The following is a 24572-nucleotide window of genomic DNA, read 5'->3' as shown; positions in this document are numbered from 1 at the left end:
TCACTGCACACGAAGAAAAGGCCAGCGCGCATACGCCTGCCCAAGTAGGCGCTGACCCAGCAGGCACGGCCAGCGCCGCTGTCACTGCACACGAAGAAAAGGCCAGCGCGCATACGCCTGCCCAAGTGGGCGCGGACCCAGCAGGCACGGCCGTGGCGGTAACGCCTTCAGGATTTACAAAATCAGATAGCAGTCAACCTGCTTGGGTAGCGCCTACAAGCACAACGCTTGAGACCGCGAGTGACCTGGTGATCATTGTTGCCTCTACGATCATCAACGTCGACGCCTCCACGGCTATCGTGCTTCCGACGCTGAGCAACGGCACTGACTACACAATCTATGCGCTGGCAGATGGCTCGCTTGAAGCGGTAGATGCTGATGATTTAGCACCGGCAGACAGTCGCGCTGTTGGTGGCTTCCACGTTTTCTTGACGGGCGAGATAGCAGAGCGGTCTCTTTGGGATTTGCGTTGGCTGCCGAACGCCCCGAACCCTCGCGGGATGGTGCTGACGCCCGCTAATGAGTGGGGCGATATTTATATGATGGATGTCGACTACGGCATCCTTGGGTATAGCCGCCCCAATGTCACGATAGCTGATGATAGCGACCGCCCCATCATCCCTAGCATTTATGGCGGCAACGGTGTTGACCGGTACGGCTCCATGAGCTGGTGGGTGTCGGCAGACCTTGCCGCCGCCGCAGGCAAGCGCCGGTTCGCCTATGCCGGATTTACGGCGGCAGCGTACGGGGTGGTTGAGCGCCAAGCGGTGGGCACCGACCCCGGCACCACTCAGCATCAGCCCGGCCATCGCTCAGCGTGTGGGCTTGAGCAGGCGACGGGCGTTATGTGGCAATGGGGGGATGATGTTGCAGCCACCGGCGGTTCAGGGTGGCAGAACATCACGGAAGGGAGGGGCGATGTATACGCCTCGAATCTCAAGGCCGTCCTGCTTGGCGCGGCCTGGAGCAACGGCTCGAATGCGGGTTCCCGCGCTTCGTCCTGGAACTATGCGCCCGACAACTCCTTCAGCTACATCGGTTCGCGCGCGGCCTGTGACCACCTGAACCTGTCGCAATGAGCGGAAGCGAATAGACAATGGCGGATCCAAAGCTACATAGCCGTAAGACCGAGATGCTGAGAATCGTCACGGTTTTTGACGGTTTCATGAATTATATCGAGCCCATCACGCACACAATGCCCCGCCGCTACAGCCGGATGCGAGACGCATTTCTTGACGTGATGTGGCGAGTCCCAGAGCAACTTTACGCCGCTGCCATGAGCGACCAAGTAGGCAAGGTGCACCATGCCGACGCCATGCTTGCCACGCTTCGTTGGTTTTTGCGGCAAATGAAACATCCCGACCGGCGAATGATAACGGCTCACCAGCAAGAGGTGGCAGAAACCAAGCTCGCCGAAGTCGGTGGAATGATTCACGCCTGGCTTGAGCGTAAAGGCGCGACCAAGCGCCAAGGCAAGGCGTGATCAGGGTGTGTACGCGGGACGCCGTCCTACTTGGCGCGAACTGGAACAACGGCTCGAATGCGGGTTCCCGCGCTTCGAACTGGAACAATGCGCCCGACAACTCGAACAGCAACATCGGTTCGCGCGCGGCCTGTGACCATTACCGAATTAAGCCGTCCGGCTACCTACGGGCGCCGGAGGCGACTGCCTTTCAGGTGGTCAGCCGAGTACACACCTCCCTCGGGGAATACATTTCGAGGTCCGTGAAACAGGGCGTAGTGAGGCGCACCGCCAATATCGAGACCTGCGCACGGCATTTATTGACAAGGATCGTCATGGGCAAGAAGTACCGCAATCTGTTTGAACGTATTACCGCACCGGACAACCTGTGGACCGCTTACCAGCGGGCCGCAAAAGGCCGCCGAAACTCAGGCGGCTACTTAAATTTTCGAGAGTATGAGGCCTACAACCTCAGGCTGCTACGCGAGCGACTTTTGGAGGGCTCATACTTCCATGGCGATCCTCGCATCTTCACGGTTCGAGAGCCCAAGCCTCGCGTCATAGCAGCCTTACCCTTTGAAGACAGGGTCGTGCAACACGCCCTTCACGGCGTGACCGCGCCGATCTTTGAGGCAGGCATGCTGCCTCAGTCATACGCCTGCAGAGAAGGCCGCGGGACGCACAGCGGTGCGATCAAGGCGCAAGCAATGATGAGGAAAATGGGAAGGAGTGACGGCACGGTATATGCACTAAAAACCGACTACTCAAAGTATTTCGCCAGCATCCAGAGAGAGCCGCTATGGCGCCGCATCGACGCCAAAATCAGCTGTCGCGCCACACTGTGGTTAATAGAGCGCTTTGTCCCACGCACGGGCACCGGACTGGATATAGGCTGGCTGACCAGTCAGCTGTTCGCCAATGTTAACGGCACACAAGTTGATCGTTACCTGGCTCAGCATTGCCGCGAAAGCCGGTTCCTGCGTTATATGGATGATGTCGTAGTGTTCGGCTATGAGCGTGATTACTTATTTCAACTAAAAGATAAGCTGGAGCGCTATAGCAACGAAGCGCTAGGCCTTCGCTTTAGCAAGTGGAACGTGCAGCCGGTCACGCGCGGCGTCAATTTCCTGGGGTACCGGATTTGGCCCACACACAAGCTTCTAAGAAAAGATAGCGTACGACGCGCCAAGCGGAAAATCACCCGCTATGCCAGGGAAGGGGAAACCGAAGAGCTAAGGAAGTTTCTGGCCAGCTGGGGCGGGCACGCCAAATGGGCTGATTCTCGCAACCTCATCAACTCGCTGGCACTCACCTACAAATCAACGAAGAAGGATTCCGCTAATGTTCTCCTATGACAAGCAATCATCGCGCGTCGTCTGCCTAGAAGATTACGGACGCTTAAAGAAAGGCGCGATCGTGCCGGTATTAAATGAGTTATACGCCGATGTCGAAGCCTGGCTGGCTGCAGGCAACACGCTTGCCGAGTTCGACGGCTACCCCGAGATACCGATGAGCCAGGAACAGCTGCAGGACTGGCGGGAGAGTGCATCAGTATCCGCTCGTCAGGGCATGGAGCAATTGATTGTCGAAGGGCTTGATGAGCAAGTCGACCAGGTGATCGACGCCATTGAAGACCCTGTAGAACGGAAACTTGCTCGCAACTGGATTCAGAAAGCAGGCACTTGGGATCGCATGAATGCGCAGCTTAATCAGATTGCCGATGCGCTGGGGTTGACTGAGGGAGATAAAGACCAGCTATTTAGGAATGCGAGCAAGCGGTAGTCATTACATCGCTTCGGCAGGGTTCCAGCGAATACTTACATGCTCCGCTGTGTCATCGAGGGGTGTCAGCGTGACATTTTCAACGGTGCCGAGATCATCCAGCATGCGCGCCCAGTCTTCTGAGTGGTCGTCTGGCTGGCGTGAGATCTCGGCACACTTTTCAGACTGAGCCAGCGGGCTGTTGATCGCGCGCTGCACTCGCTGGACTAACTGCTCATAGGTTTTCTGGGACATAGGCACCTCTATTAAAGCTGGTAATATATACAGTATTCGAGGGAACGATAATCCATGGTCATCGTTGGATGCAAGCGGGGTGGTCGCAGTTTGGTCGCAGAACCGATGCGACCAATACACTGTATGCAAATATAGTAAATCGGTAAGGTGCTGATTTCTTTGTAAAGCCTTGTGCAAGCGCGGCCTTTGAAATTAGATAGAGCGGATTCAAAATCCGCCGCTGTAACAGGCGTGCCAGTTCGAGTCTGGCCACCGGCACCATATTTAAAATCAGGGGCTTAGGCCCCTTTTTTTGTGTCTGGACGTTGAGCTTTTCTCCTTCAGGATGCTTGAGTGTGTCTACAAAGTGTCCATCGCGATTCCCGCCCTTACTGTCTTACTTACTTCCTCGATTAGCCAAACGTTCAGCCGCCAGCTTTCGATAAAGAGCAACCAGCTCTGCGCTCTTGGCGTCCTCGTGCCAGCTGGCGGCATAGGTTTGGCCGCGCTCGGCGAGCTGTACTCGGCGTGTTTCATCGCTTAATAGCTGGTTAACCTTAGTGGCGAAGTTGCTATGGTTTTCCTCGGCGATTAGGCAGCCTTCACCTTCTTTTAAGACATCAAGCGTGCCCATGGTGGCGGTGGAGACCACCGGTGTGCCCAGTGCCATCGCTTCCAGCAGTACCAGCCCCTGGGTTTCCGTGCGTGATGCAAAGACGAAAACATCGGCGGCGCGGTAGGCCGCTTGCAAAGGGCCGCTGCGGTCGAGATAACCGAGAAATAGCACCGATTCCGTCACGCCAAGCGCCTGAGCCCGCCGGACAAGCGAGTCATGGGCCGGACCTTCGCCGGTAATAATCAGCCGGGTGGTGGGGTGTTCGGCTAATACCTTGGGCAGCATGTCGATCAGAAAGTCGATGTTCTTCTCGAAGGCGGTGCGGCCTACATAGAGCAGCAGTCGTGCTTCCTGGGGTAGGTGGTAATGCGCCCGAAAGTCGCTGTCATGCCGAGGCGAACAGAACGCCTCCAGCGCCAGGCCGGTAGCAATCACCGTGGTAGGCGTGGTCACGCCGTAGCGAATAAGTGCATGCTGCATCGCTTGGGAGGGAGCTACCAAGGCGCTTAGCTGATGGCATTGGTGTGCCGAAAGCCGCCGCGCGGCCAGGCGTAGCCAGCGTCGTGGTAACCAGCGAATATAGTGCTGAACATACGCCTCAAAAAGTGTGTGGTAGGTCGCGACCACCGGAAGCCCGAGTCGGCGACCCAGGGCAACACCGGCATAGTGGGCAGTAAAGGGCGTATGGACATGAATAAGGTCAAACGCCTTGCCTGCAAGCTGCGCTGTCAGAGCGAGCAGATCGCGGTAGCGCATCATGCGATCCTCCGGGTCACCGGGTACCCGGTGCGAGCGGATGCGCAGTACACCCGGTTCGTCCACTTGGCCCAACGGGTAGTCGGGGCAGACCAGTGTGACTGAGTGGCCCAGGCGCTCAAGGGCACCGCGAAAGCTGGCAATGGAGGTGGAGACGCCATTGACGCGGGGAAAATAGACATCCGAAATCATCAGTACTTTCATGCATCCCGGCTGCGCGTTAGCCGTTGACGCCGTTGAGTGAAGCAGCGCCAATGCCGATCCCCGCCGAGCCTCGCGGTCAGCCTCACGTTGCAGGTAGAGAGCATTGCCGTTGGCTAGATGAGTTAGCGCCGCGACGTCCTGGTCACTGAGCGGGGCGTTGAGAGGAGGGCGTCGACGCTGTGGCATGTTGTCTAACCTCTTATGGCAGCTTATTGCCACCCTAACCCGAGCCCATGACTTGCTGATGACAGCGTGTCATCCATATTGCACGCTCGGTAGAGCGTTAACGCACAGTTGGCTGCCCCCTCGCTTTTTGTCGCCGAGCCGTTTTATAGTGAATGAATCGCATTCGACGAAATACGGTAAACCACCATGGCCCTTTTTGAGCTGCATAGCCGCAACTTATCCCAGGAGCAGGTGGCCCATACCCACGATTTCCATCAGCTGATACTGGCGACCTGTGGTGTCACGGAGCTTTCGATGGAGGGGCGGGGGGAAAGAGTGACGGCCCGGCGTGGCTGTCTGATTCCCTCTTCGCGCCACCACGAGTACCAGGGCGATGGCAGTAACCGGACCTTGGTGCTGGATGTTCCCGTGGCTCAACTGGCCACGCTTGAAAAAGGCAGCGAGATTGAGCGCCTGTTCGATAGGCCGCGTTTTTTCAGCGTCCCCCCGGCGTTAAATCAGCTTACCCACGCCCTGGCCAATCAGCTCGAGCAGTGCCCCGGGTTGCAGAATGAAATCGCCATTCTGCTGCTGCGCGCACTGACGATGTATCTGCACGACGCCAGGCCTGAAGCCGTTGAGCAGTTGGGACAGCACTGTATCAGCGAACGCCTTGATCTCGCCCGTCTGGATGCCTGGCTGGATCAGCACCTAGCCGATGAAATCCGCGTGGAGCAGCTAGCCGCACTTTGCGCCTTGAGCCCGGGGCATTTCCACACCTGTTTTCGCGAGCTAACCGGCGTGACGCCGCTGGCTTATGTCCAGCGGCGGCGCCTGGAGCACGCTCGAACGTTGGTACGGCACAGCACGCTTAGCCTGGGGCATGTCGCCATGCTGGTCGGCTTTCGCGACCAGGGCAGTTTCTCGCGCGCGTACCGGCGCTATTTCGAAATCTCTCCCTCGTCTGACAGGTAAGCATTTCCTGGAGTCGGCCACCTTAGATCGGTTTGCATGACTTACGGGCAAACTTACCGCAGTGTCGGGCAAGTAATTTGCCCAATAGCGTTCTAGTCTCTGAAGAAGCCTTTTTGATGGAGAGACCCAGTGAACGTTACCTACCAAGACAGCAATGCGCGGATGAGCCAAGTAGCGGTTCATAACGGCACTGTTTACCTTGCGGGCCAAGTACCTTCAGATGCCTCGGCGGATATGCGCGGCCAAACCGAACAAGTACTGGTACGCATCGACCAACTGCTGGCCCAGGCCGGTACCTCCAAAGAGTACCTGCTTTCAGCGCAAATCTGGGTGACCAGCATGGCAGAGTTCGACCAGATGAACGCCGCCTGGGATGCCTGGGTGGTTCCGGGCCGTCCGCCCGTGCGCGCTGCCGTTGAAGCCAAACTCGCCAAGCCCGAGTGGAAGGTTGAAATCATGGTGATTGCCGCACTGCCGGAGGCCTGACATGCGGGTTGTATCTGCACAAGACGTCGCTCGAGCGCTTAGCTGGGAGGGGTTGGTCAAGCGGCTACATGCCACCTTCGTGAATGGCGTGGAGTCGCCGCCGCGCCACCATCACGCCATGCACCGCCCTGATGGCGAAGCCACCATGCTGCTGATGCCCGCCTGGGAAGAAGCCGGGTATATCGGCGTCAAGATGGTCAATGTGTTTCCGCAAAACGCCGACCATGGCGTTCCCGCTATCTCCGGGCTTTATCTGCTCAGCGAGGGCAAACACGGTCAGCCGCTGGCATGTATTGATGGCAGCGAGCTTACCCGGCGTCGCACGGCGGCGGCGTCAGCGCTTGCCGCCCAGGCCCTGGCGAATGAAAACGCAGAGACCCTGCTGGTCGTCGGCACTGGCAAGCTGGCGCCGATGGTGATCGAAGCCCACGCCAGCGTGCGGCCTATCCAGCGGGTACTGATTTGGGGGCGCAACCCCAGTAAGGCGGCAGCGATTGCCGACGATTACGCTGACCGCTTCGAGATCCAGGTGGTCGACGAGCTGGCCGATGCCGTGGCCGAGGCCGATATCATCAGCTGTGTGACGCTTTCCACCCAGCCGCTGATCAAGGGTGAATGGCTGACCTACGGCACGCATCTGGATTTGATCGGAGCGTTCCGCCCGCAAATGCGCGAAACCGATGCCCTATGTTTACGCCGCGCCGAAGTATTTGTGGATACCTACGCCGGTGCCCAAGGCGAGGCGGGGGATATTCTGCAGGCGATTGACGAAGGGGAATTCCAGTTCGACCAGATTCAGGCAGAGCTTGCCGAAGTGCTATCTGACACCAAGCCCGGACGCTCGGGAAAGGAGGCGATTACGCTGTTCAAATCGGTAGGCGCGTCGCTTGAAGATCTTGCCGCCGCCATTGAGGTATGGGAGTCACTTCCCGAATAACCCACACAACTAAAGAAATCGCTACCCATTAGGTGGTAACGCCAGTCATAACCAAGACCGACCAACAACCAAAACGAGGTATGTTATGAACACTAGCAAATCCATATTGATTGCCGCCCTGGCAGCGCTCCCCCTGGCCATTGCCAGTGCTAATGCCCAAGCGCAATCCAATGAAATGGTGATCGCCACCCAACTGCCGGAGGACATGAGCAATAACGCGATTTATCCGGCGCTGGTGCACTTCAAAAACCTTGTCGAGGCACGTACCGACGGGGATCTCACGGTCAACATCTTCGGCGGTGGCCAGTTAGGCTCCGAGGTGGAAAACGGCTCAGAAGTACAGGGCGGACGGACGCTGCAGTCGACGATCATGTCGGCCGGGGCCATGTCGTCCTTCTATGATGATTACCAGGTGGTCACAGCGCCGTTCCTGTTTACCAACTGGCGCCAGGCCTGGACCTTCTTCGACAGTGAATGGTTCGCTGACTTCATGTCCGGCACCATTGAAGACGCCGATATGCGTTACCTCGGCACCTTCGATGATGGCGGTGGCTTCGTGGCGTTTACCAACAACGTCCGCCTGATTGAGACCGTCGAAGACCTGGAAGGGCTCAACATCCGCACTGAAGAGAACCCCGCCCACGTCGCCATCATGCAAGCCCTCGGGGCTTCTGCCACGCCGCTGCCCTGGGGTGAGCTGATCACCGCGCTGGAGACCGGCCTGGCCGATGGTCAGTTCAACGCCCCGGTGCTCAACACCACCTTCAACTTCGATGCCGTCACCGACTACACCACACTCACCGGGCACGTGTATAACAGCGCCCCCTGGATGGTCAGCGAATCGTGGTATCAATCGCTACCCGAAGAGCAGCAACAGGTGTTGATCAACTCCGCGCGTGAGGCGATCCAGATGAGCCACGGCATGTCCGGCGCCCTGGCCACCGCCAGCTGGGTGGAATCCTGCGAGCGCTTTGAAGAATGCTACCTGATGCCCGATGAAGAGCGCGAACGCATGGCCGAGATTGCCCGCCCTGCCTGGCAGGAATGGATTGTCGATGACTTCGGCATGGACGAAGCCCGTGTGCAGGGGCTGCTGGACGAAGTCGAAAGCGTTGGCCAGACAGTTGCTGAGGAAGACTACCGGGTTTATGGCCAATAAACGCATGTCCAGAACGACGCGCTGCTGATCGACGCCGGGGCGGCAATTACCGCCCCGGCGTAAAACCTGATTAGCGGGCGTTGTCATGAGGGGGCTTTATGGGCGTATTACAACCGTTGCGCCGCCTGAGCGATAGCGTCAATCAGGTGGCTATCGTGGTGTGTGTGGGCTGTATTCTGGCGATGCTGGGCATTTCGTTTACCGCGTTTATCTACAAGCTGGTGACCGGCAGCACGCTAAGCTGGACGTACTCACTGGCGCGACTGTTTTTGCCATGGATCGGCTTTTTATCCATGACCATCTCGTTGCGCTATGGCGAACATGTTGCCATGACGCTGCTGGTTCGCAGCCTGCCAAGAGTCATGGTGCAAATCGCTGCCGGGCTCTGTTTGGCGGTGATTGCGCTGTTTGCCTTGATGCTGACCTGGTACGGCTGGGATTACTTCACCAGCGCCACTCAGGTCTACATGGTGTCCGCGCAAATTCAAATTCCCAGCAAGGTGACGGCCATCGTGGTGCCCCTCAGCGGCATCATCATGCTGCTGCACCTGGTGCATGGCTTTTCACTGCTGGAGCATTTCATTGATGATGACGACGTGATCGGCGAGCTCATCGACTCGGCTGACGGGGAGCACCGCTCATGACGCCTGCGATTATCGTCTTCGTACTGCTGCTGTTCATCGGCGCGCCGGTGGCCGTGGTCATGGCCATGTCGGGGCTGGCGGGCGGTTTTGCCATGGGCGGCGAACGCATGCTGGGCATCATTGCCGACCGCATGTTCTCGGGCGTTTCCGGCTTTTTGCTGATCGCCGTGCCCTACTTTATTTTCACCGCTGAGTTGATGAACCAGGGCGGGCTGACCCACAAGCTGATCGCGTTCAACAATGCGCTGTTTGGCCGGGTGCGTGGCTCGCTCTCCCACGTGAATATCTCCGTCTCGGTGTTTTTTGCCGGGCTGACCGGCGCGGCGGTGACCGACACCGTGGCAATCGGCAAGATCATGATCCCCGAGATGAAAAAGCAGGGCTACGATGCCGAGTACGCCGCGGCGGTCACCGCCTGCTCGTCGATCATCGGGCCGATTATTCCGCCAAGCGTGGTGATGGTGGTCTACGCCACGCTGCTGCGGGATATCTCGGTGATCGACCTGTTTGCCGGTGGCATCATTCCCGGCTTGATCATGGCATTGGCGCTGCTGGGCGTGAGCTTTTTCCTGGCCTGGAAGCGCAACTACCCTAAGCAGGCGCCAACGCCGTTCAAGATGGCGGTCATTTCGTTTCTGCTGGCGCTTCCCGCCATGGTGGTGCCGCTGATTATCCTGGGCGGTATTCTCTCAGGGCTCACCACGATTACCGAAGCCTCGGGCTTTGCGGCGGTTTACGCCATCGTGATCGGCGTGGTGTTCTACCGCAACCTCACCTGGCGCAAGATCTGGGATTCGCTGGTGACCACGGTACGCTTCTCGGGGGTGGTGTTTTTTCTCCTGGCCACGTCAGCGGTGCTTGGCTGGTTTGTCACCCGCTCGGGCATTGCCCGGGATGCGGCCAGCATCATCACCACCGTCAGCGACGCGGCCTTTGTGCAATTGATGCTGGTCTGCCTGCTGCTCATCGTGATTGGCACGGTGATGGATGTGCTGCCCGCGTTGGTGGTGATTGCCCCGGTCCTCGTGCCCGCGATGATCCAGTTGGGGTTCGACCCGCTGCACTTCGCCATCCTGATGATCGTGGTGCTCAATATCTCCAACGTGACACCACCGGTCGGCATGACGCTGATGACCGCCGCGCGAATCGCCGAGGTGCCCTATGAGCGGGCGATTGTGGCCTCGCTGCCGTTTTACATCTCGTTCCTGGTGGTGATCGTGCTGCTGGCGGCGTTCCCCGCGCTTTCTACCTGGATTCCTTCTTTACTTTAACGGGCTGCCAAGGAATGCGAATGTGACCATGAAATGCTTCTACCATCCTGACCAGGCCTACCACGCGCCGCCAACGTTTCTGTTGCGCGGCCAGCCAGCGCCTTCACCGGAAGGGCCGGTGCGCGCCGAGCTGCTGACCCAAGGCTTGGCCAACGCAGGGCTGACCCTGACCGCCCCCAGAGAGGCGGATTCGCCGACGTTGCGCAAGCGCCTGGAGCAGATTCATACGCCGCGCTACCTGACGTTTCTGGAAACCATTTACCCCCGCTGGCAGACGCTGCCGGATGCAGCGGAATTTGTCGCGCCCAATATTCACCCCTGCGGCGGCGGTCACCACTATCCACGCCACCCGATCGGCCAGGCAGGCTGGCATCTGCATGATATGGCCTGCCCGCTAAGTGCCACCAGCTTTCAAGGCGCCCTGGCCTCGGCCGCCAGTGCCGAAGCCGCCGCAGAAGAAGTGCTTGATGGGGCGCCTGCGGCCTACGCGCTGTGCCGCCCACCGGGTCACCACGCCGGGCCTGAACGCGCCGGGGGCTTTTGCCTGCTGAATAACTCGGCGCTGGCCGCCACGGCGCTTCGCGAGCGGTTTTCTAAAGTGGCGATCATTGACGTGGACCTGCACCACGGCAACGGCACCCAGGATATTTTCTATCATCGCCGCGATGTCTGGACCGGCTCGCTGCACGTCGACCCCAGCGACTTCTACCCGTTTTTTTGGGGCGGCGCCGACGAGACCGGCAGCGGGGAGGGCGAGGGCGCCAACGTCAACCTGCCGTTGCCGCTGGGCGGAGACAGCGGCGTCTATCTCGACGCCCTGGCGATATTGATCGACGCCCTGGAGCGCTATGCGCCGGACGCCGTGGTGGTGGCGCTGGGGCTCGATGCCCACAAGGAGGACCCATTAGCGGGGCTTAAGGTGGAAACCGAGGCGTTTATCGAGGTGGGTAAACGCCTGGCAGCCCTGGCGCTGCCCACCGTGATTATTCAGGAAGGGGGTTATCCAACCGAGCACCTAAGCGCCAACTTGACCGCCTTCATGCAGGGCTTCACCTCATGAGTAGGACCGGTTTTTACTGGCACGAGCGCTGCTTCTGGCACGACCAGGGCGCCATCGGGGTGTTTTCCGCGCCTGGCGAATTCCTGCAGCCCCAGCCCGCCTCGGAAAGCCCGGAAAGCAAGCGGCGGCTGAAGAATATCCTCGAAGTCAGCGGGCTGATCGATGAGCTTTGCGTGGCGAAACCGCCTGCTGCGTCGCTGAATGATCTGCTGCGCTTTCACACCCTGCGCTATCTGGACGAACTGCAGGCGGGAGACAAATCACGTGGCGGCAACGGCGGCGACTGCGCCCCCTACATGCCGGGCAGTTGGGCGGCGGCCACCCAATCCGCCGGGTTAGCCATCGCCGCCGTGGAGGCCGTGGCGCTTGGCGAGGTGAGCAACGCCTATGCTCTGTGCCGCCCGCCGGGTCACCATGCGGAAGCCGACCAGGGCCGCGGGTTCTGCCTGCTGGGCAATATTCCCGTGGCGGTGATGCGCGCCCGCGCCTTGGGGCAGGTCAATCGCGTGGCGATACTCGACTGGGACGTGCACCACGGCAACGGCCAGCAGGCGGCGTTTTATGACGAGCCGGAGGTGCTGACCGTATCCATCCATCAGGCGGCCAACTACCCGCTTGAAACCGGCAGTTTTGACGAGCAGGGCGAAGGCGCAGGCCGGGGCGCCAACCTCAATCTGCCCTTGCCGCCGGGCTGTGGCCTGGGCGCCTACGCCTACGCTATGGAAAAACTGGTGCTACCCGCACTGGAAGCCTTTAATCCCGAACTCATCGTGGTGGCCTGCGGTTTTGATGCCTGCGGCAAAGATCCGTTAGGCAAAATGTTGCTCAATAGCCAGGCGTTCGCCGACATGACTGCCCAGTTGAAAACGCTGGCCGAGCGCTGCTGCGACGGCAAGCTGGTATTTGTGCATGAAGGCGGCTATTCGGAAGGCTACGCGCCGCTTTGCGGCCACGCAGTCATCCAGACCCTGGCAGGCAGCGAGATCGCCGTGCCCGATCCGCAAAACGATGAAATTGCCGCCTGGGGCTATCAGGCCCTGCAACCGCACCAGCAGACGTTGATCGATGACTGGTGCCAACAGTGGGAGCAAACAACCCGATGACACCGCTTTACGATCGCGACGGCTGGATCTGGCAGGACGGCGAATGGCGTGAATGGCGCGACGCCAAGGTGCATGTTTTCACCCACACGCTGCACTACGGCATGGGCTGTTTCGAAGGGGTGCGCGCCTACGCTGGCCCCAGCGGCACGCACCTGTTCCGGGCCGCCGAGCACACCCGCCGCCTGGTGGAAAGCGCCCATTCGCTGGATATGCCGCTGCCGTTCAGCGAAGCGGCGTTGATCGACGCCCAGCGCGAGTGCCTGGCCAAAAACGGCCTGAGCAATGCGTATTTGAAGCCCACGGTATTCTTCGGGGCGGAAGGCCTGGGACTGCGCGCCCAGGGCTTGACCACCCATGTGATGATCGCTGCCTGGGACCTGGGCCCTTACATATCCCCTCAGGCCGCAACCCACGGGCTGCGCGCGCTGACCTCTTCCTGGGCGCGCCACCACGTCAATATCAGCCTATGTCGCGCCAAGACCAACGGCCACTATGTCAACTCCATGCTGGCGCTGAATACGGCGCTGAAAGCCGGGTTTGATGAAACCATCATGCTCGACCCGGAGGGCTACGTGGCCGAGGCATCGGCGGCTAACATCTTTTTACTTCGCGACGGCGTGCTGCACACCCCGGAAGTGACCTCCTGCCTGCAGGGCATCACCCGGGATAGCGTGATTCAGCTGGCGCAACGGGAACTGGGCATCGAGGTGCGCGAGCGGCGGATGACCCGCGACGAGCTGTACACCGCCGACGAAGCCTTCCTGACCGGCACCGCTGCCGAAATACTGCCGCTGCGTGAACTGGATGGGCGATGCATTGGCGTTCGTGCGGGGGCTCCGCCTGTCAACGAGCCCATCAGCCCCAACAGCGTGACCGCTCAACTGCAGCGCTTATATCGTCAGGCGGTGCGCGGCGAGCTGGCTGACTTCAGGCACTGGCTAACGCCGTCTTAATTTCTAATCGCATGCTCTAAAACAGCAAGCCTACCCGGCTCCAACGCGGCCTGCACGGCGGTAATGCGTATCACGTTGGCAAGCTCCGGATGCGCCAGGCGAGCGACCAGCACGCCCTCGGCGAGCAGCTGCTGGTGCACCTCGGCGGCCAGCTCGGCGCTGGGCAGGCGAATGCCGACAAAGTTGGTGGCGCTGGGCAGCACGTCGGCCCCCAGCGCACGGAAGTGCTCCGCCAAGCGCTCACGGCGGGCTTTCACGTCGGCGACATGCTGGTTCACCTCGTCAGGATGGTCGAGCACCACTTCGGCGGCGGCCTGGGTGAAGGTGGAGACGGCATAATGAATGCGCACCTTCATCATCATCGCCAGCACGTCTGGCTCGGCAATCGCGTAGCCAATGCGCAGCCCGGCCAGGCCGTGGGCCTTGGACAGCGTGCGCAGGCGGATCACGCCCGGCAGCGCCCGAGTGGTGAATTCGCTGCCTGCATCGTCGCGGAAATCCCCATAGGCCTCGTCCAGCAATAGCCAGCAGGTTTCGGGCAGGGCATCGCGCAGCTTGAGAATGTCGTTGTCGCTGTGCAGGTGACCGCTGGGGTTGTCCGGATTGGCCAGATACACCACCCGTGCGTCGGCATCTTGCGATGCCGTTGCCAGGGCGTCGAGGTCCGGGGCCAGCACGCCTGGGGCCTCAAAATAGCTGGGTTCGATCAGCTGGCAGCCCTGCCCCCTGGCGAAATAGCCAAAGGTGGGGTAGGTGCCCGCGGTGCTCACCACCGCCTCGCTGGGTTCGCAGGTCGTGCGCAGGGCCAGCGCCATCAGGCTGTCGGCGCCGGCATCCACCAGCAGCGTCTCCAAGGGCATGCCCTGTTGGGCACTCAGGCGCTTGCGTATACCCAACGCCTCGGCATCGCCGTAGCTGTAAACGTGCGCGGCCAGGGCATCGCCAAAGTGCTCGCGCAGGGCGCGGTGGGGCATGTCCAGCCCCTCGTTGGAGCCCAACTGGTAGGGAATCGAATGGCCAAGCTTGCGCTCCAGCACCTTGATACCAGGGAAGGGGTTGGTGGGGCCTTCTCGCATTAAGTGGTCGGGGTAGCGGGGCATGGCGGCTCCTGGTAATACAGTGAATGATTAACCTAAGATTTTAGTGTGTTGATGCAGGTACCTTGATAAGGATGGGGCTCATGCAAACCTTCTTCCACGATGACCAATCGCTTCACCGGCCGCAAGTCTACTTCTCCCGCGGGAAGATGCGAACGCCCCAAGAAGTGCCGGAACGCACCACTCACCTGCTGTCGGCTGCGCAGAAGCTTGGCTTTGAAATCCAATCTCCCGCCGACTATGGCGTAACGCCGATAAGGGCGGTGCATTCGCTGGCTTACCTGCGCTTTCTGGAAAGTGCCTATCAACGCTGGCATGCCCTTGGCGAAGATTGGGGAGACGAAGTTATCTCCAACATCTTCGTGCGTTCGCCCAACGCCCTGCGTGGCATCCTGGCGGAAGCCGCGCGCTACCTGGCCGACGGCAGCGCGCCGGTGGGTCAGCATACCTGGCAGGCGGCATACTGGTCAGCGCAAAGCGCGGTCGCCGGTGCTGAGGCCCTGCTTAACGGCGAGCGGTTCGCCTATGCGCTATCGCGCCCGCCGGGTCACCACGCGGGCACCGATTCCGCCGGTGGCTTCTGTTTCCTAAACAACACGGCGATTGCCGCTCAACATCTGACGTCGCGCTACCCCCGTATCGTGGTGTTGGACCCCGACATGCACCACGGGCAGGGTGTTCAGGAAATCTTCTACCCGCGCGATGATGTGCTGTATATCTCTATCCACGGCGACACCACCAACTTTTATCCCGCGGTCACCGGCTTCGACGACGAGCGCGGGCAGGGCGCAGGGCTCGGCTACAACATCAACCTGCCGATGCCCCACGGCTCACCAGAGTCGGTATTTTTTGAGCGTCTCGAACAGGCCTGCCAGGCCATTCGCCTGTTTGAGCCCGATGCCATGGTGCTGGCGCTGGGGTTTGATATTTATGAGCGGGACCCTCAGGCGAAGGTCGCCGTCTCCACAGCGGGTTTTGGTCAACTTGGCCGCATAGTAGCGGGCCTGAATTTACCCACACTGGTGGTGCAGGAAGGCGGTTACTACCTGGAAGGACTGGAAGCCAATGCGGTGAGTTTCTTTGAAGGGCTGCTCAGCAAGGCGTAATCAGTAAGACAAGCCATCAAGGTGTCTGGCAAGATAGTCCCTTTCAGCGATCAGTAAACGATCCGGATCGTCATTGAGATCGTCATTGAAATAGTCATCGAAAGGACACGGCATGGCCCACCTGCTACGCATCGTGATGATTCACGGCCACCTGGAAGGCGTGGTCGAACTGAGTGTGGATGGCCACACCAATATTTGCGGCACCAACGCTTCCGGTAAAACCACGCTCCAGCGCCTGGTGCCGGTGTTTTACGGCGAGTTACCCAATAAAGTCGTCCCCAAGACGCGCATGAAGTTCGATGCCTTTTACCTGCCCCACCGCAACAGTTATCTGGTCTACGAATACCGCCGCGAAGCGGGCAATATCTGCCAGGTGGTGCTGACCCGCAAATCGGAAGGCGGGGTGGAGTATCGTTTCGTCGCCGCCCCTTACCGGCCAGAGGATTATCTGGTGGAGGGGGAAGACGGCGCCGTGGCATTGGAGTACGCCCAGTGGGCCAACGGCCTACGCCGGGAGAACATCAACGTCTCGTCCAAGCTCACGGCCACCTCCGAATACCGCGCGGTGATCCAGAACGACTTTACCCCCACGCCCGGCATCATGCCCCACGGCAATCGCAAGGATGCCCTCAAGCTGCGCCAGATGGCCGCGCAGTTCAGCCTGGTCAAGCCCGAGCATCGTATCCGCCATATCGAAAAGCTGGTCTCGGCGGTGCACGCCAAAGAGGGCAAGATGGACACCCTCAAGACCATGCTGGCGGCGATCTTTGAAGAGGACGGTGTCGAGCTGCCCGTGACCCGCATCCGCAGCGCCAAGGCGCGGGAGTGGATTGACCAGATGCGCCAGTCCATGCGCCTGGAGCCGCTGCAGCGTTCGCTTGCCAAGCTGCACGACGTTGATCGCGAGTTGGCGGATGTGGAGGCCTCACTCTGGCAGCTGAAACCGCAATTGGAAGCCGACCGTCACCACGTCGAGCGCACCCTGGCCGATGCCGAAGCCGATATGAATACGCGCCAAGAGGCATTCGACGCCGAGAAAAACGCCTACGAGGCGGCCCGGGATGAGCTGAACGAGCAGCTCAGCGAGCTGGAAAGCGGTCTCAAACAAACCCAGCGCGACCTGAGCGACCTGCAGGACCAGTATGAAGCCTATGAGGCGGCAGACATGCCCGCCCTTGAGCGCGACCTCAACGCGCTGCCCCAAAAACGCGAGCAGTTCGAGCAACTGAAAAGCCACCTGACTGCCTTGCAAGAGGCCGTGCAGGCAAGCCAGGCCCGCAAGGAAGAGCGGCTGCGCGAGCTGGGCGAAGCGCTGGCCCGCCAAAGCGAAGAGATCCAGGGGCTGGTCGATGCCCTCAACGAAGAAAAGGCCGCGCATCAGGAAGCCCACTGGGAGGCCCAGCGCAATCTCGATGCCCGCTACCAGACCCAGCGTGAAGAGACAGAAGCCGACTTTCAGGAACGCCTCAACCAGGGGGTTGAACGGCTGGCAGCGCTGAAAGCCGCGCTAAGCCACAGCGGCCCCACGGCGGAGGAAAGCGAAGAGGCCGCCCTGATTCAGGCGCGGATCGACCAGGCGCAAAGCGACCACAACGCCGCCAGCAGCCAGAGGGAAAGCCAGCGCCGCGAGCTGGATAGCCTGAAGCGCGAACGCGACGGCGCCGAGCAGGCCCACGCGGATGCCCGCCGGACGCTGACCCGCGCCCAGCAAACCAGCCAGGCGCTGCACCGCCAGCGCGACCCCGCTCAAGGTTCGCTGCGCCATTTCCTGCGCTACCACCTGCCCGAATGGGAGCAGCGGCTGGGCAAGGTGATCGCCCCCGAGCTGCTGGAGCGCCGTGACCTGTCGCCGACCTTGACCGAGCAACCCAGCGACGACCTTTACGGCCTGGTGCTGGATACCCATCTGATCGAGCCGCCGGACTACGCCCAGGATGAAGCCAGCCTACTGGCCGCCATTGAAGCGGCGGACGACGCCGTGGTGCGCGCCGAGGCCGAGCTTGCCAACAGCGAAAAGCAGCTCAAACGGCATAACGAGCGCGTCCAGGCCGCCGATGAAGCGCTAAGCCAGGCCCAACTTGCGGTGAAGCGCGCCGATGAAGAAGTCGAATACGCCCAGGATGCCCGCCGCCAGTGCCAGGCGCGCCATGCCGAGGCGCAACGCCAGCGCAAGGCCGAGCAGGAGGCTGCCCTGGCAGAACAGGAAGCGCAGCAGCAAGCCCTGCGCGACGAACGCCAGACCGCGCTGGACAAGCTCAACGCCGCCCACAAGGCCGAACTGCTGGAGCTAAAAGCCGATGCGCAAAGCCAACTGGAGTCCATCGACCGGCAGATTCAGCAGTACAGGACCCAGCTCACCGAACTGAAAGCCGAACACAAGCGCCAGTGCGAAGAGCTGGAAGAGGCGTTCGACCAGGAATTGAAAGCCCAGGGTGTCGATCCGGAAAAACTGCGGGATACCCGCACCCGGCTGCAGCAATTGGACGAACACATCCGCCACACCGCCGCCCGTCAGGACGATCTGGACGCCTACAAGCGCTTTATGCGCGTAAGCTGGGGGCAGCGCAAACCCGAACTGGTCGAGCAGGAAGGGCGTTTAAGCCGTGAGATAGACGCCGCCCAGCGGAAGCGCGAGGAACACCAGCAGGCCTTCAAAGCCACCAAGGCCGCCCACCAGCAGCACGTCGCCGCGTTTGAAAGCAAGCGCCGCGAAAGCCACGAGGTGCTCAACGACCTCAAGCCGCTGCTCAAGCAGCTCGATGAGCTCACCCTGACCTCGGACGCCACGCCCCAACAGGAGGCCCCCGGCGATGTCGCCGAGCGGCTGGCGCGCACCCGTCAGGCACTCTCGCGCCGTGCCCAGGAGCGCGACACGCTGCGCAAGGGCTGCCAGGAGGCGGAGAGCCAGCTGATCAAAGGGGCCAGCACCAGTTTTGTCGATGCGCTGGAAAGCGAGCGCGCCCGGCTGGCCGACCCCGACGACCCGCGGTCGCTGCTGCCGCTGCTCGGCGGCATGCTCAAACTGCTGGAAGACCAGCAGCAACAGCTGATTCAGCAGGGGCGCAACCTCAGCGACGACCTGGACAAGTTCTTCACCGTGTTCCGCGACCTCAACCGCCGCATCAGCGCCCAGAGCAAGCGCCTCTCGGATGAAGTGGCCGACGACCTGCGCCTGGATGGCATCAGCAAGGCCGAGGTGCGTATCCAGTCGACCATCGACGAACTCGGCTTTTGGGAGCCACTCAAGCTGTTCGCCCAGCGCTACAAGGCGTGGCGTGACTCCGAGCAGACCCTGCCCAGCGACGACTACCTCAACGCCCTGGCGGACGTGGTCGATTTGCTGCGCAGCGACCAGCAATACAGCTTCGAAAGCCTGCTGCGCCTGGAGCTGCACCTCAACGAAGGCGGCACCGACCTGATCATCAAGAACGACCGCCAGCTGCTCGAATCGTCCAGCCACGGCATGGCGTATCTGATTCTGTGCAAGTTCCTGCTCGCCTTTACCCGCCTGCTGCGCGGCCGGGCGGCGATCGCCATCCACTGGCCCATCGACGAGATCGGCACGCTTGCCTACCACAACGTCGAAAAGCTGTTCGACGCCTGTGACAGCAACCAGATTCATATTGTCGGCGCCTTCCCCAACCCGGAATCCGACGTGCTGCTGCTGTTCCATAACCGCTACCTGATCGACCGCGACGCCGACGACCCCGCCAAACGACGGCTAAAACGCATCGAGCCGCGCCAAAGCCGCCTGGCCGAGCGGCTCAAGGCCCGCCATGAGGAGGTGCCGGTATGAGCGATATGAGTCTGTTACCCCATGGCCCGCTGCTGGAGCGGCTGCTGGCGGGCGAGTTTATCTGCGCGGTGAGCGACGAAAGCGCCTTCAAGCGCCTGCAGGATGACGCCACCCGCGAGGCCATCGACAGCTACCTGCGCCCGCTCAACCGCCGCGTGGCCAGCAGCCAGGAGGAAGGCGTGTATTTTCTCGCCTGGCGCCAGTTGGATGACAGCGCGCGGGACCAGCTCGCCCGCCAGCTGGGCGATACCGTCAACAGCCTGCTGCCGCTGCTGGAATGGCTACAGCTGGTGCAGGAAGCCCTGGGCCGTGACAGCGTGTTGTCCCCCGGTGATGTGCTCAAGCCCGGCGAGCTGCAGGCCAAAAGCGAAGACAACCCCAGCCTGCGCGAACGCATCGAGCGCCTGGCTACCGACAGCTTTTTTGGCTCCCAAAGCGATCAGCTGGACGCCCAGGTCAAGCAGGTGTTCAAGCGGTTAAGAGAGCACGGCTACCTGCTGCAGCCCCACGCCGACCGCCAGGTGTTCCTGGTGACCGGCAAAGTCGACTACCTGCTCGAACTGGTGCGCTTTATTCGCGATGAAGAACACCTGCCGGTGGACGACGAGGGCGAGGATACCCAGGAGGCGCTGCTGTGAACGACGCGGAAACGCCAGGACTGGAAAGCCGCCTGATCACCACCGGGGTGGAGCGCCTGGCCCTGCTGGGCCGCCACGCCGAAGCGCTGATGCAGGGCTATGCCAACGATCAAGTCCCCCTGGAAGGGCTGAGCCACACCGCGCTGCGCAAGCTTTTAAGCGCGCGGATTGTCTGGCGGCCTGACGAGCAGGGCGGCCTCAAGCTGACCCCCAAGGTGCGCGAGCTGATCGCCGAAATGGTGTCCGATGAAGCTCGGCGCCACGTCAACGCCGATGTGGCTGAGGCGCTGGAGCTGATCCGCAGCCTGATCCAGAGCTATCGCGATTCCAGCAGCCGCGGCGACTACTGGCAGCAGGAGCAGCAGCTGTTGCGCCTGCGCCAGGCGGTGGATGACATGAACGGCCGCTTTGCCGACGCCATCGACAGCCTGTGGCAGCGGCTCAACAGCGACTTTGGCTTTGTCAGCCAGCTCAACGACAAGGTGCGCGAAAACGACCGCGCGCAAAAGCAGGTGGTCCGCCTGCTCGACGGGCTGGCGCTGATCGACTTTGACGAGTTGATCGAACTGGTAGGCAGCGACGGCACGCTGCGCAAGGTGTTGATCAGCCAGCTGCAGCAGCAACTTAGCCAGCACTACACCAGTCTGCGGGAAGTGCAGCATCGCTTGATAGAATTGATGGCGCGTTTTCGCCGCATGCAGGCACGCAGCCGCCTGGTCTCCGGCATGGCCGCCTTCCTGCGCGAACACCCCGGCTTTACCCCTGGCAACTACGCCCGCCGCAGCGAGGTGCCCGCGCTGTTCAATCACGCAGCCCCCCTCACCGCTGCCGGGGCCGTGGCGCTGGACCGCGCCCAGGACATGCCCACCCTCAGCGCGCTGCTGGAAGATGTGCCCACGCCGTTACGTGCCGCCCAGTCGGTCACCGCGGCACGCCCGGCGGAACACGTCGAAGACACGCTCATCGCCGCCCGCCAGCAGGCCCTCAAGGATGACGTCGAAACCTTCTACCTCAACGTAGTGGACCGTGCCGAGCAAACGCCCATCAGCGCCCTGGACTACCTGAACCAAAGCGAGCTGCAATGGCCTCCAGAAATCTGGCTGTTCCAGGTGATCGCCGAGCACCAGGGCCTACCGCACAGCGAACAGCGCGCGTTTCATCTTCATCAGCAGGAAGAACGGGCAAGCGCCTTCAACGATGTGAAGTTGATTCGCGATGTTTCGTTAGGCCTGGCGGTGTAACGATGGATGACCAGACGCTCACCGCCAAGGTCTACAGCAAGCTAAGCGACGTGGATCGCCAACTGCGCAAGCAGACGTGGGTGGACAAGAAGCGCAGCCAGCAGTGGGTAGAAACCTTCATCCACTGGTGTGATGAGCAACACATTGAACTAGGCCCCAGGCTAAGCCACCAATCCCTGCGCTTTGATCGCGCCCTTATCCAACAGGTGAACGAAGCGCTCAGAAGCCAACGGCTGGCCACCATTGGGCAATGGCAAAGCGGCTTGACGAGTGCGGCGCAAGCGGAGCAGGGCGTCGATGAAGATAAAACCAACCGCGAAGGCCCACGCGCCCAGCGGGTATTGGTGAACACGCCTGCCAGCACACCCACTTGGCTCTCGGCCCAGCCGCGCTCGATGCACGACGTCGACTGGCGCGATATAACCCTTGAGCAGTGCGACGTGCTCATTCAGGTCGAAAATCTGGACAGCTTTTACGACTTTTCACCGCAGACTCCCGCGCTAGGCGACTACGCAAACCCACTGGTCGTCTACCGCGGCGACAGCCACTACGGCGGCGGCTTCAAGCAACTCGCCAGCGCCTGGAACACGACCCAAAAGCCACACTTCTACGCAGGCGACTTCGATGTCAAAGGCCTCAGCATCGCGCTTTCCAGCGGTGCTTCTCACCTCCTACTCCCGCCGCTAGCATGGTTCACCGAACAAGCCACCACCTTCCACGACCCCGCCAAACAACTCGACCACCGCCCACACTTGCAACGCCACCGCGACCAACTACCCGCGGAACATCCGCTACAGCCGTATCTAAAGCTACTACTCGACCAGCAGCGTGGGTTAAGGCAGCAGTGGTTGGGTGAACAACTCGAGCGCGTGGCGCTGGTGTGATGATTGAAACCGGCAAAACGCGCTGGCACGCGAATTTTGGATATACTGCCAAAATTGGCTTTGCTATCCGAAGAGTCAATGGGGTAGAGTCAAAATGGTGGGCTGTAAAATCCCAATTAACGTGCCGTCGCGTTTCTTGAGGTTTTGTAGCGAGGTGCAGATTCACTGTTAGAACAAAAAAGGAGATTGTATGCCCGCAATTCCGCCTATGGATGGCAAAGTGAATCACGCTCCGCATGTCGTTCTTTTAGGAGCAGGGGCCAGTATTGCGGCATACCTTGACTGGGGTTCTGAAGGAAACGAACTCCCATCAATGCAGGGACTGATTGACACAATTGGCCTTCGTGAAGACATAGAAAAAGCCGGATTCGAAGCAAATGGTTTAAATTTCGAAGCGTTTTATGATGAGCTCGCATCGTCGGGCGAACACCCTGATCTGCTATACGAAATTGAGTCTAAGGTGTACGAATACTTCAGTTCTCTATCGCTACCAGACAAGCCAACAATCTACGATTACCTTATCCTCAGCCTTCGAGAGAAGGACATAATCGCAACATACAACTGGGATCCGTTTTTGCTCCAGGCCTATATGCGAAATGAGAACATTGCCGAAGGTCGTCGGCCTCAGTTGGCTTTTTTACATGGCAACGTATCCATCGGTGTTTGTGAAAAAGACAGAGTCTCCGGAGTTAACGGTAGGGTTTGTTCGCAATGTGATCAGCTTCTCTCTCCATCCAAGCTGCTCTATCCGGTTAAGCATAAAGATTATAACTCCGACCCATTTATAAAGGGTGAGTGGGATGCTTTACGCTCCTCCCTTAACTACGGTTATTTTTTGACTGTTTTCGGCTATAGCGCACCAAAAACTGATGTGGAGGCGCGAAGCCTGATGCTTGAAGTTTGGGAGAAGAATAGGTCACTTGAGCTAGCTGAAGTGGAGGTGATTGATATTCGCCTAAAAGAAGAAGTTGAGGATAGCTGGAGTGAGTTCTTTTTCAGTCATCATTACATGGTGGTAGACGATGTTTTTGACAGCTATTTATTTACGCACCCTCGCCGTAGCTGTGACGCATTCTCTTCAGCTACGCTGATGTGCGCGCCTTGGCATGACAACTCTTACCCCAGATTTGAGAAGCTCAGTGAATTACAGGAATGGATTGAACCTCTTATAGAGGAAGAGCGGCGTTACGACGACGAAGAGGAACAGTTTTCTGGTAAGCCTTTGGAGCCAAATACCGAGGGCTAGTTCTAACAAGGTAGTCAACGGGACTCCAACTACGCTGCGCTCTGTTGCCGCCCGTTACCACTGGCGTTAAGCCCCTACAAGGAGATAACATGGCTGCTAAGAAGAAATCAGTAGAGGTGGTTCCTCTTGTCGATGAAGAAGGGAACTCTCCTCGCCCCCGTCTTCATAAACTTCAGATCAATAACTTCAGATCAATTGGGGCTGAGACAGTTGAGATCGAGCTTGACGACATCGTTGTTCTTGTCGGGCCTAATAATGTCGGTAAAAGCAGTATTTTGAGGGCTTATGAAACTGTAATGTCCCACGGCTCCAAGGATGGAAAACTGACAATAAACGATTTTCCCAATGGGCAAGTCGATCCAGAAAATCTGCCTACAATTGAATTGCATACAATCGTGTTTGATGATGCACCGGGTGAAAGATGGCTTGAGCCCACTGCAGATAGCGAGTGGTTAATCCGTGAAAAATGGGTTTGGGACAGCCCAAACAAAGACCCCAAGAGACAAGGGTTCGATACTCAAAAAAATGACTGGGATGATCAAGTTCCTTGGGGAGCACCGAACGTTGCTAACTCTCGGCGCCCCCTTCCACATAGGATAGATGCTTTCGCAACACCAGAAAAGCAAGCAGCTGAAATAACCAAGCTAATAACTAGGGAGACTCTGAATAAGTCTCCGAAATCAGCGATAATACGGCCATCGTCAACTGCCTAGGATTCATTACCGCATGGATCAGATCACTTTCTCCGAAGCCGAGTACCAGAACAAGAAGCGAAAGA

23 protein-coding genes and 1 tRNA gene are annotated in these 24572 nt (G+C 59.8%); 21 read left to right on the top strand and 3 right to left on the bottom strand.

Annotated elements, in window-relative coordinates; translation table 11 throughout:
• The 4 genes from NH395_RS18015 to NH395_RS18000 all read left to right on the top strand — a co-directional run.
• Nucleotides 1-1079 (top strand): hypothetical protein (locus NH395_RS18015; RefSeq protein WP_253026847.1); only part of this gene is annotated, 1079 nt, incomplete at its 5' end.
• Between the two features lie 17 nt (nt 1080-1096).
• Nucleotides 1097-1483, top strand: coding sequence for a four helix bundle protein (locus NH395_RS18010; RefSeq protein WP_253026845.1), 387 nt, complete (start codon nt 1097-1099; stop codon nt 1481-1483).
• A 314-nt stretch (nt 1484-1797) separates the two neighbouring features.
• A complete protein-coding gene (locus tag NH395_RS18005; protein ID WP_253026843.1) occupies nt 1798-2817 on the top strand; it encodes a reverse transcriptase domain-containing protein in 1020 nt (339 codons plus the stop codon).
• Nucleotides 2804-3244 (top strand): hypothetical protein, encoded by a 441-nt coding sequence (locus tag NH395_RS18000; RefSeq protein WP_253026841.1) that lies wholly within the window; start codon nt 2804-2806, stop codon nt 3242-3244. The genes NH395_RS18005 and NH395_RS18000 overlap by 14 nt, the downstream gene beginning before the upstream one ends.
• A gap of 3 nt (nt 3245-3247) precedes the next feature.
• Here NH395_RS18000 and NH395_RS17995 read toward each other — a convergent pair whose 3' ends face one another.
• Nucleotides 3248-3478 (bottom strand): DUF1654 domain-containing protein, encoded by a 231-nt coding sequence (locus tag NH395_RS17995; protein WP_253026839.1) that lies wholly within the window; start codon nt 3476-3478, stop codon nt 3248-3250.
• Nucleotides 3479-3644: 166 nt separating this feature from the next.
• On the opposite strand from NH395_RS17995, the gene NH395_RS17990 reads away from it, so the two are divergent.
• Nucleotides 3645-3739, top strand: a tRNA-Leu gene (locus tag NH395_RS17990).
• Nucleotides 3740-3854: 115 nt separating this feature from the next.
• On the opposite strand, the gene NH395_RS17985 is transcribed toward NH395_RS17990, so the two are convergent.
• Complete coding sequence (locus NH395_RS17985; protein WP_253026837.1) at nt 3855-5219, bottom strand: glycosyltransferase; 1365 nt, start codon at nt 5217-5219, stop codon at nt 3855-3857.
• A gap of 186 nt (nt 5220-5405) precedes the next feature.
• Here NH395_RS17985 and NH395_RS17980 point away from each other — a divergent pair, with 186 nt between their 5' ends.
• The 9 genes from NH395_RS17980 (at nt 5406) to NH395_RS17940 (ending at nt 13786) form a co-directional block, all read left to right on the top strand.
• Entirely contained in the window at nt 5406-6173 is a 768-nt protein-coding gene (locus NH395_RS17980; protein ID WP_253026835.1) for a helix-turn-helix domain-containing protein, read from the top strand.
• A gap of 129 nt (nt 6174-6302) precedes the next feature.
• Nucleotides 6303-6659, top strand: coding sequence for a RidA family protein (locus tag NH395_RS17975; RefSeq protein ID WP_253026833.1), 357 nt, complete (start codon nt 6303-6305; stop codon nt 6657-6659).
• Between the two features lies 1 nt (nt 6660).
• On the top strand, nt 6661-7596 hold the full coding sequence (locus NH395_RS17970) for an ornithine cyclodeaminase family protein (protein WP_253026831.1): 936 nt from the start codon (nt 6661-6663) through the stop codon (nt 7594-7596).
• Between the two features lie 85 nt (nt 7597-7681).
• On the top strand, nt 7682-8755 hold the full coding sequence (gene dctP, locus NH395_RS17965) for a TRAP transporter substrate-binding protein DctP (RefSeq protein WP_066321849.1): 1074 nt from the start codon (nt 7682-7684) through the stop codon (nt 8753-8755).
• Nucleotides 8756-8853: 98 nt separating this feature from the next.
• The gene (locus NH395_RS17960; RefSeq protein ID WP_253026829.1) at nt 8854-9399 is read left to right on the top strand and encodes a TRAP transporter small permease subunit; all 546 of its coding nucleotides are present in this window, start codon (nt 8854-8856) and stop codon (nt 9397-9399) included.
• Nucleotides 9396-10670, top strand: a complete 1275-nt coding sequence (locus tag NH395_RS17955) for a TRAP transporter large permease (RefSeq protein WP_253026827.1) — start codon at nt 9396-9398, stop codon at nt 10668-10670. The genes NH395_RS17960 and NH395_RS17955 overlap by 4 nt, the downstream gene beginning before the upstream one ends.
• Before the next feature lie 28 nt (nt 10671-10698).
• Nucleotides 10699-11730, top strand: a complete 1032-nt coding sequence (locus tag NH395_RS17950; protein ID WP_253026825.1) for a histone deacetylase family protein — start codon at nt 10699-10701, stop codon at nt 11728-11730.
• The gene (locus NH395_RS17945; protein WP_253026823.1) at nt 11727-12833 is read left to right on the top strand and encodes a class II histone deacetylase; all 1107 of its coding nucleotides are present in this window, start codon (nt 11727-11729) and stop codon (nt 12831-12833) included. The genes NH395_RS17950 and NH395_RS17945 overlap by 4 nt, the downstream gene beginning before the upstream one ends.
• On the top strand, nt 12830-13786 hold the full coding sequence (locus NH395_RS17940) for a branched-chain amino acid transaminase (RefSeq protein ID WP_253026821.1): 957 nt from the start codon (nt 12830-12832) through the stop codon (nt 13784-13786). The genes NH395_RS17945 and NH395_RS17940 overlap by 4 nt, the downstream gene beginning before the upstream one ends.
• Here the strand turns inward: NH395_RS17940 and NH395_RS17935 are convergent.
• The gene (locus tag NH395_RS17935) at nt 13783-14886 is read right to left on the bottom strand and encodes a histidinol-phosphate transaminase (protein WP_253026820.1); all 1104 of its coding nucleotides are present in this window, start codon (nt 14884-14886) and stop codon (nt 13783-13785) included. The genes NH395_RS17940 and NH395_RS17935 overlap by 4 nt on opposite strands.
• Before the next feature lie 80 nt (nt 14887-14966).
• Between NH395_RS17935 and NH395_RS17930 the strand changes: the two genes are divergently transcribed.
• The 7 genes from NH395_RS17930 to NH395_RS17900 all read left to right on the top strand — a co-directional run bounded on the left by NH395_RS17930 (nt 14967) and on the right by NH395_RS17900 (nt 24507).
• A complete protein-coding gene (locus NH395_RS17930) occupies nt 14967-15989 on the top strand; it encodes a histone deacetylase family protein (RefSeq protein WP_253026819.1) in 1023 nt (340 codons plus the stop codon).
• A gap of 112 nt (nt 15990-16101) precedes the next feature.
• Nucleotides 16102-19785, top strand: coding sequence for an ATP-binding protein (locus NH395_RS17925; RefSeq protein WP_253026818.1), 3684 nt, complete (start codon nt 16102-16104; stop codon nt 19783-19785).
• 11 nt (nt 19786-19796) lie between these two features.
• Nucleotides 19797-20423, top strand: coding sequence for a hypothetical protein (locus NH395_RS17920; protein ID WP_146876034.1), 627 nt, complete (start codon nt 19797-19799; stop codon nt 20421-20423).
• Nucleotides 20420-21664, top strand: coding sequence for a hypothetical protein (locus NH395_RS17915; RefSeq protein ID WP_253026817.1), 1245 nt, complete (start codon nt 20420-20422; stop codon nt 21662-21664). Before NH395_RS17920 ends, NH395_RS17915 begins: the two co-directional genes overlap by 4 nt.
• A 2-nt stretch (nt 21665-21666) precedes the next feature.
• The gene (locus NH395_RS17910; protein ID WP_253026816.1) at nt 21667-22548 is read left to right on the top strand and encodes a hypothetical protein; all 882 of its coding nucleotides are present in this window, start codon (nt 21667-21669) and stop codon (nt 22546-22548) included.
• Between the two features lie 190 nt (nt 22549-22738).
• Entirely contained in the window at nt 22739-23794 is a 1056-nt protein-coding gene (locus tag NH395_RS17905) for a hypothetical protein (RefSeq protein ID WP_253026815.1), read from the top strand.
• 89 nt (nt 23795-23883) lie between these two features.
• The gene (locus tag NH395_RS17900; RefSeq protein ID WP_253026814.1) at nt 23884-24507 is read left to right on the top strand and encodes an AAA family ATPase; all 624 of its coding nucleotides are present in this window, start codon (nt 23884-23886) and stop codon (nt 24505-24507) included.
• Nucleotides 24508-24572: the final 65 nt, after the last annotated feature.

The organism is Halomonas sp. Mc5H-6, assembly GCF_024124705.1.
In the GTDB taxonomy this organism is placed as follows: domain Bacteria; phylum Pseudomonadota; class Gammaproteobacteria; order Pseudomonadales; family Halomonadaceae; genus Vreelandella; species Vreelandella subterranea.
The sequence above is the reverse complement of the archived record's forward strand: the minus strand, read 5'-3'. Positions and strand labels throughout refer to the sequence as shown.

Bases quoted from the DNA above. Each gene is read 5' to 3' on its own strand.
- NH395_RS18010 (WP_253026845.1), top strand. From the start codon at position 1,097: ATGGCGGATCCAAAGCTACATAGCCGTAAGACCGAGATGCTGAGAATC.
- NH395_RS18005 (WP_253026843.1), top strand. From the start codon at position 1,798: ATGGGCAAGAAGTACCGCAATCTGTTTGAACGTATTACCGCACCGGAC.
- NH395_RS18000 (WP_253026841.1), top strand. From the start codon at position 2,804: ATGTTCTCCTATGACAAGCAATCATCGCGCGTCGTCTGCCTAGAAGAT.
- NH395_RS17995 (WP_253026839.1), bottom strand. From the start codon at position 3,478: ATGTCCCAGAAAACCTATGAGCAGTTAGTCCAGCGAGTGCAGCGCGCG.
- NH395_RS17985 (WP_253026837.1), bottom strand. From the start codon at position 5,219: ATGCCACAGCGTCGACGCCCTCCTCTCAACGCCCCGCTCAGTGACCAG.
- NH395_RS17980 (WP_253026835.1), top strand. From the start codon at position 5,406: ATGGCCCTTTTTGAGCTGCATAGCCGCAACTTATCCCAGGAGCAGGTG.
- NH395_RS17970 (WP_253026831.1), top strand. From the start codon at position 6,661: ATGCGGGTTGTATCTGCACAAGACGTCGCTCGAGCGCTTAGCTGGGAG.
- dctP (WP_066321849.1), top strand. From the start codon at position 7,682: ATGAACACTAGCAAATCCATATTGATTGCCGCCCTGGCAGCGCTCCCC.
- NH395_RS17960 (WP_253026829.1), top strand. From the start codon at position 8,854: ATGGGCGTATTACAACCGTTGCGCCGCCTGAGCGATAGCGTCAATCAG.
- NH395_RS17955 (WP_253026827.1), top strand. From the start codon at position 9,396: ATGACGCCTGCGATTATCGTCTTCGTACTGCTGCTGTTCATCGGCGCG.
- NH395_RS17950 (WP_253026825.1), top strand. From the start codon at position 10,699: ATGAAATGCTTCTACCATCCTGACCAGGCCTACCACGCGCCGCCAACG.
- NH395_RS17945 (WP_253026823.1), top strand. From the start codon at position 11,727: ATGAGTAGGACCGGTTTTTACTGGCACGAGCGCTGCTTCTGGCACGAC.
- NH395_RS17940 (WP_253026821.1), top strand. From the start codon at position 12,830: ATGACACCGCTTTACGATCGCGACGGCTGGATCTGGCAGGACGGCGAA.
- NH395_RS17935 (WP_253026820.1), bottom strand. From the start codon at position 14,886: ATGCCCCGCTACCCCGACCACTTAATGCGAGAAGGCCCCACCAACCCC.
- NH395_RS17930 (WP_253026819.1), top strand. From the start codon at position 14,967: ATGCAAACCTTCTTCCACGATGACCAATCGCTTCACCGGCCGCAAGTC.
- NH395_RS17925 (WP_253026818.1), top strand. From the start codon at position 16,102: ATGGCCCACCTGCTACGCATCGTGATGATTCACGGCCACCTGGAAGGC.
- NH395_RS17910 (WP_253026816.1), top strand. From the start codon at position 21,667: ATGGATGACCAGACGCTCACCGCCAAGGTCTACAGCAAGCTAAGCGAC.
- NH395_RS17905 (WP_253026815.1), top strand. From the start codon at position 22,739: ATGCCCGCAATTCCGCCTATGGATGGCAAAGTGAATCACGCTCCGCAT.
- NH395_RS17900 (WP_253026814.1), top strand. From the start codon at position 23,884: ATGGCTGCTAAGAAGAAATCAGTAGAGGTGGTTCCTCTTGTCGATGAA.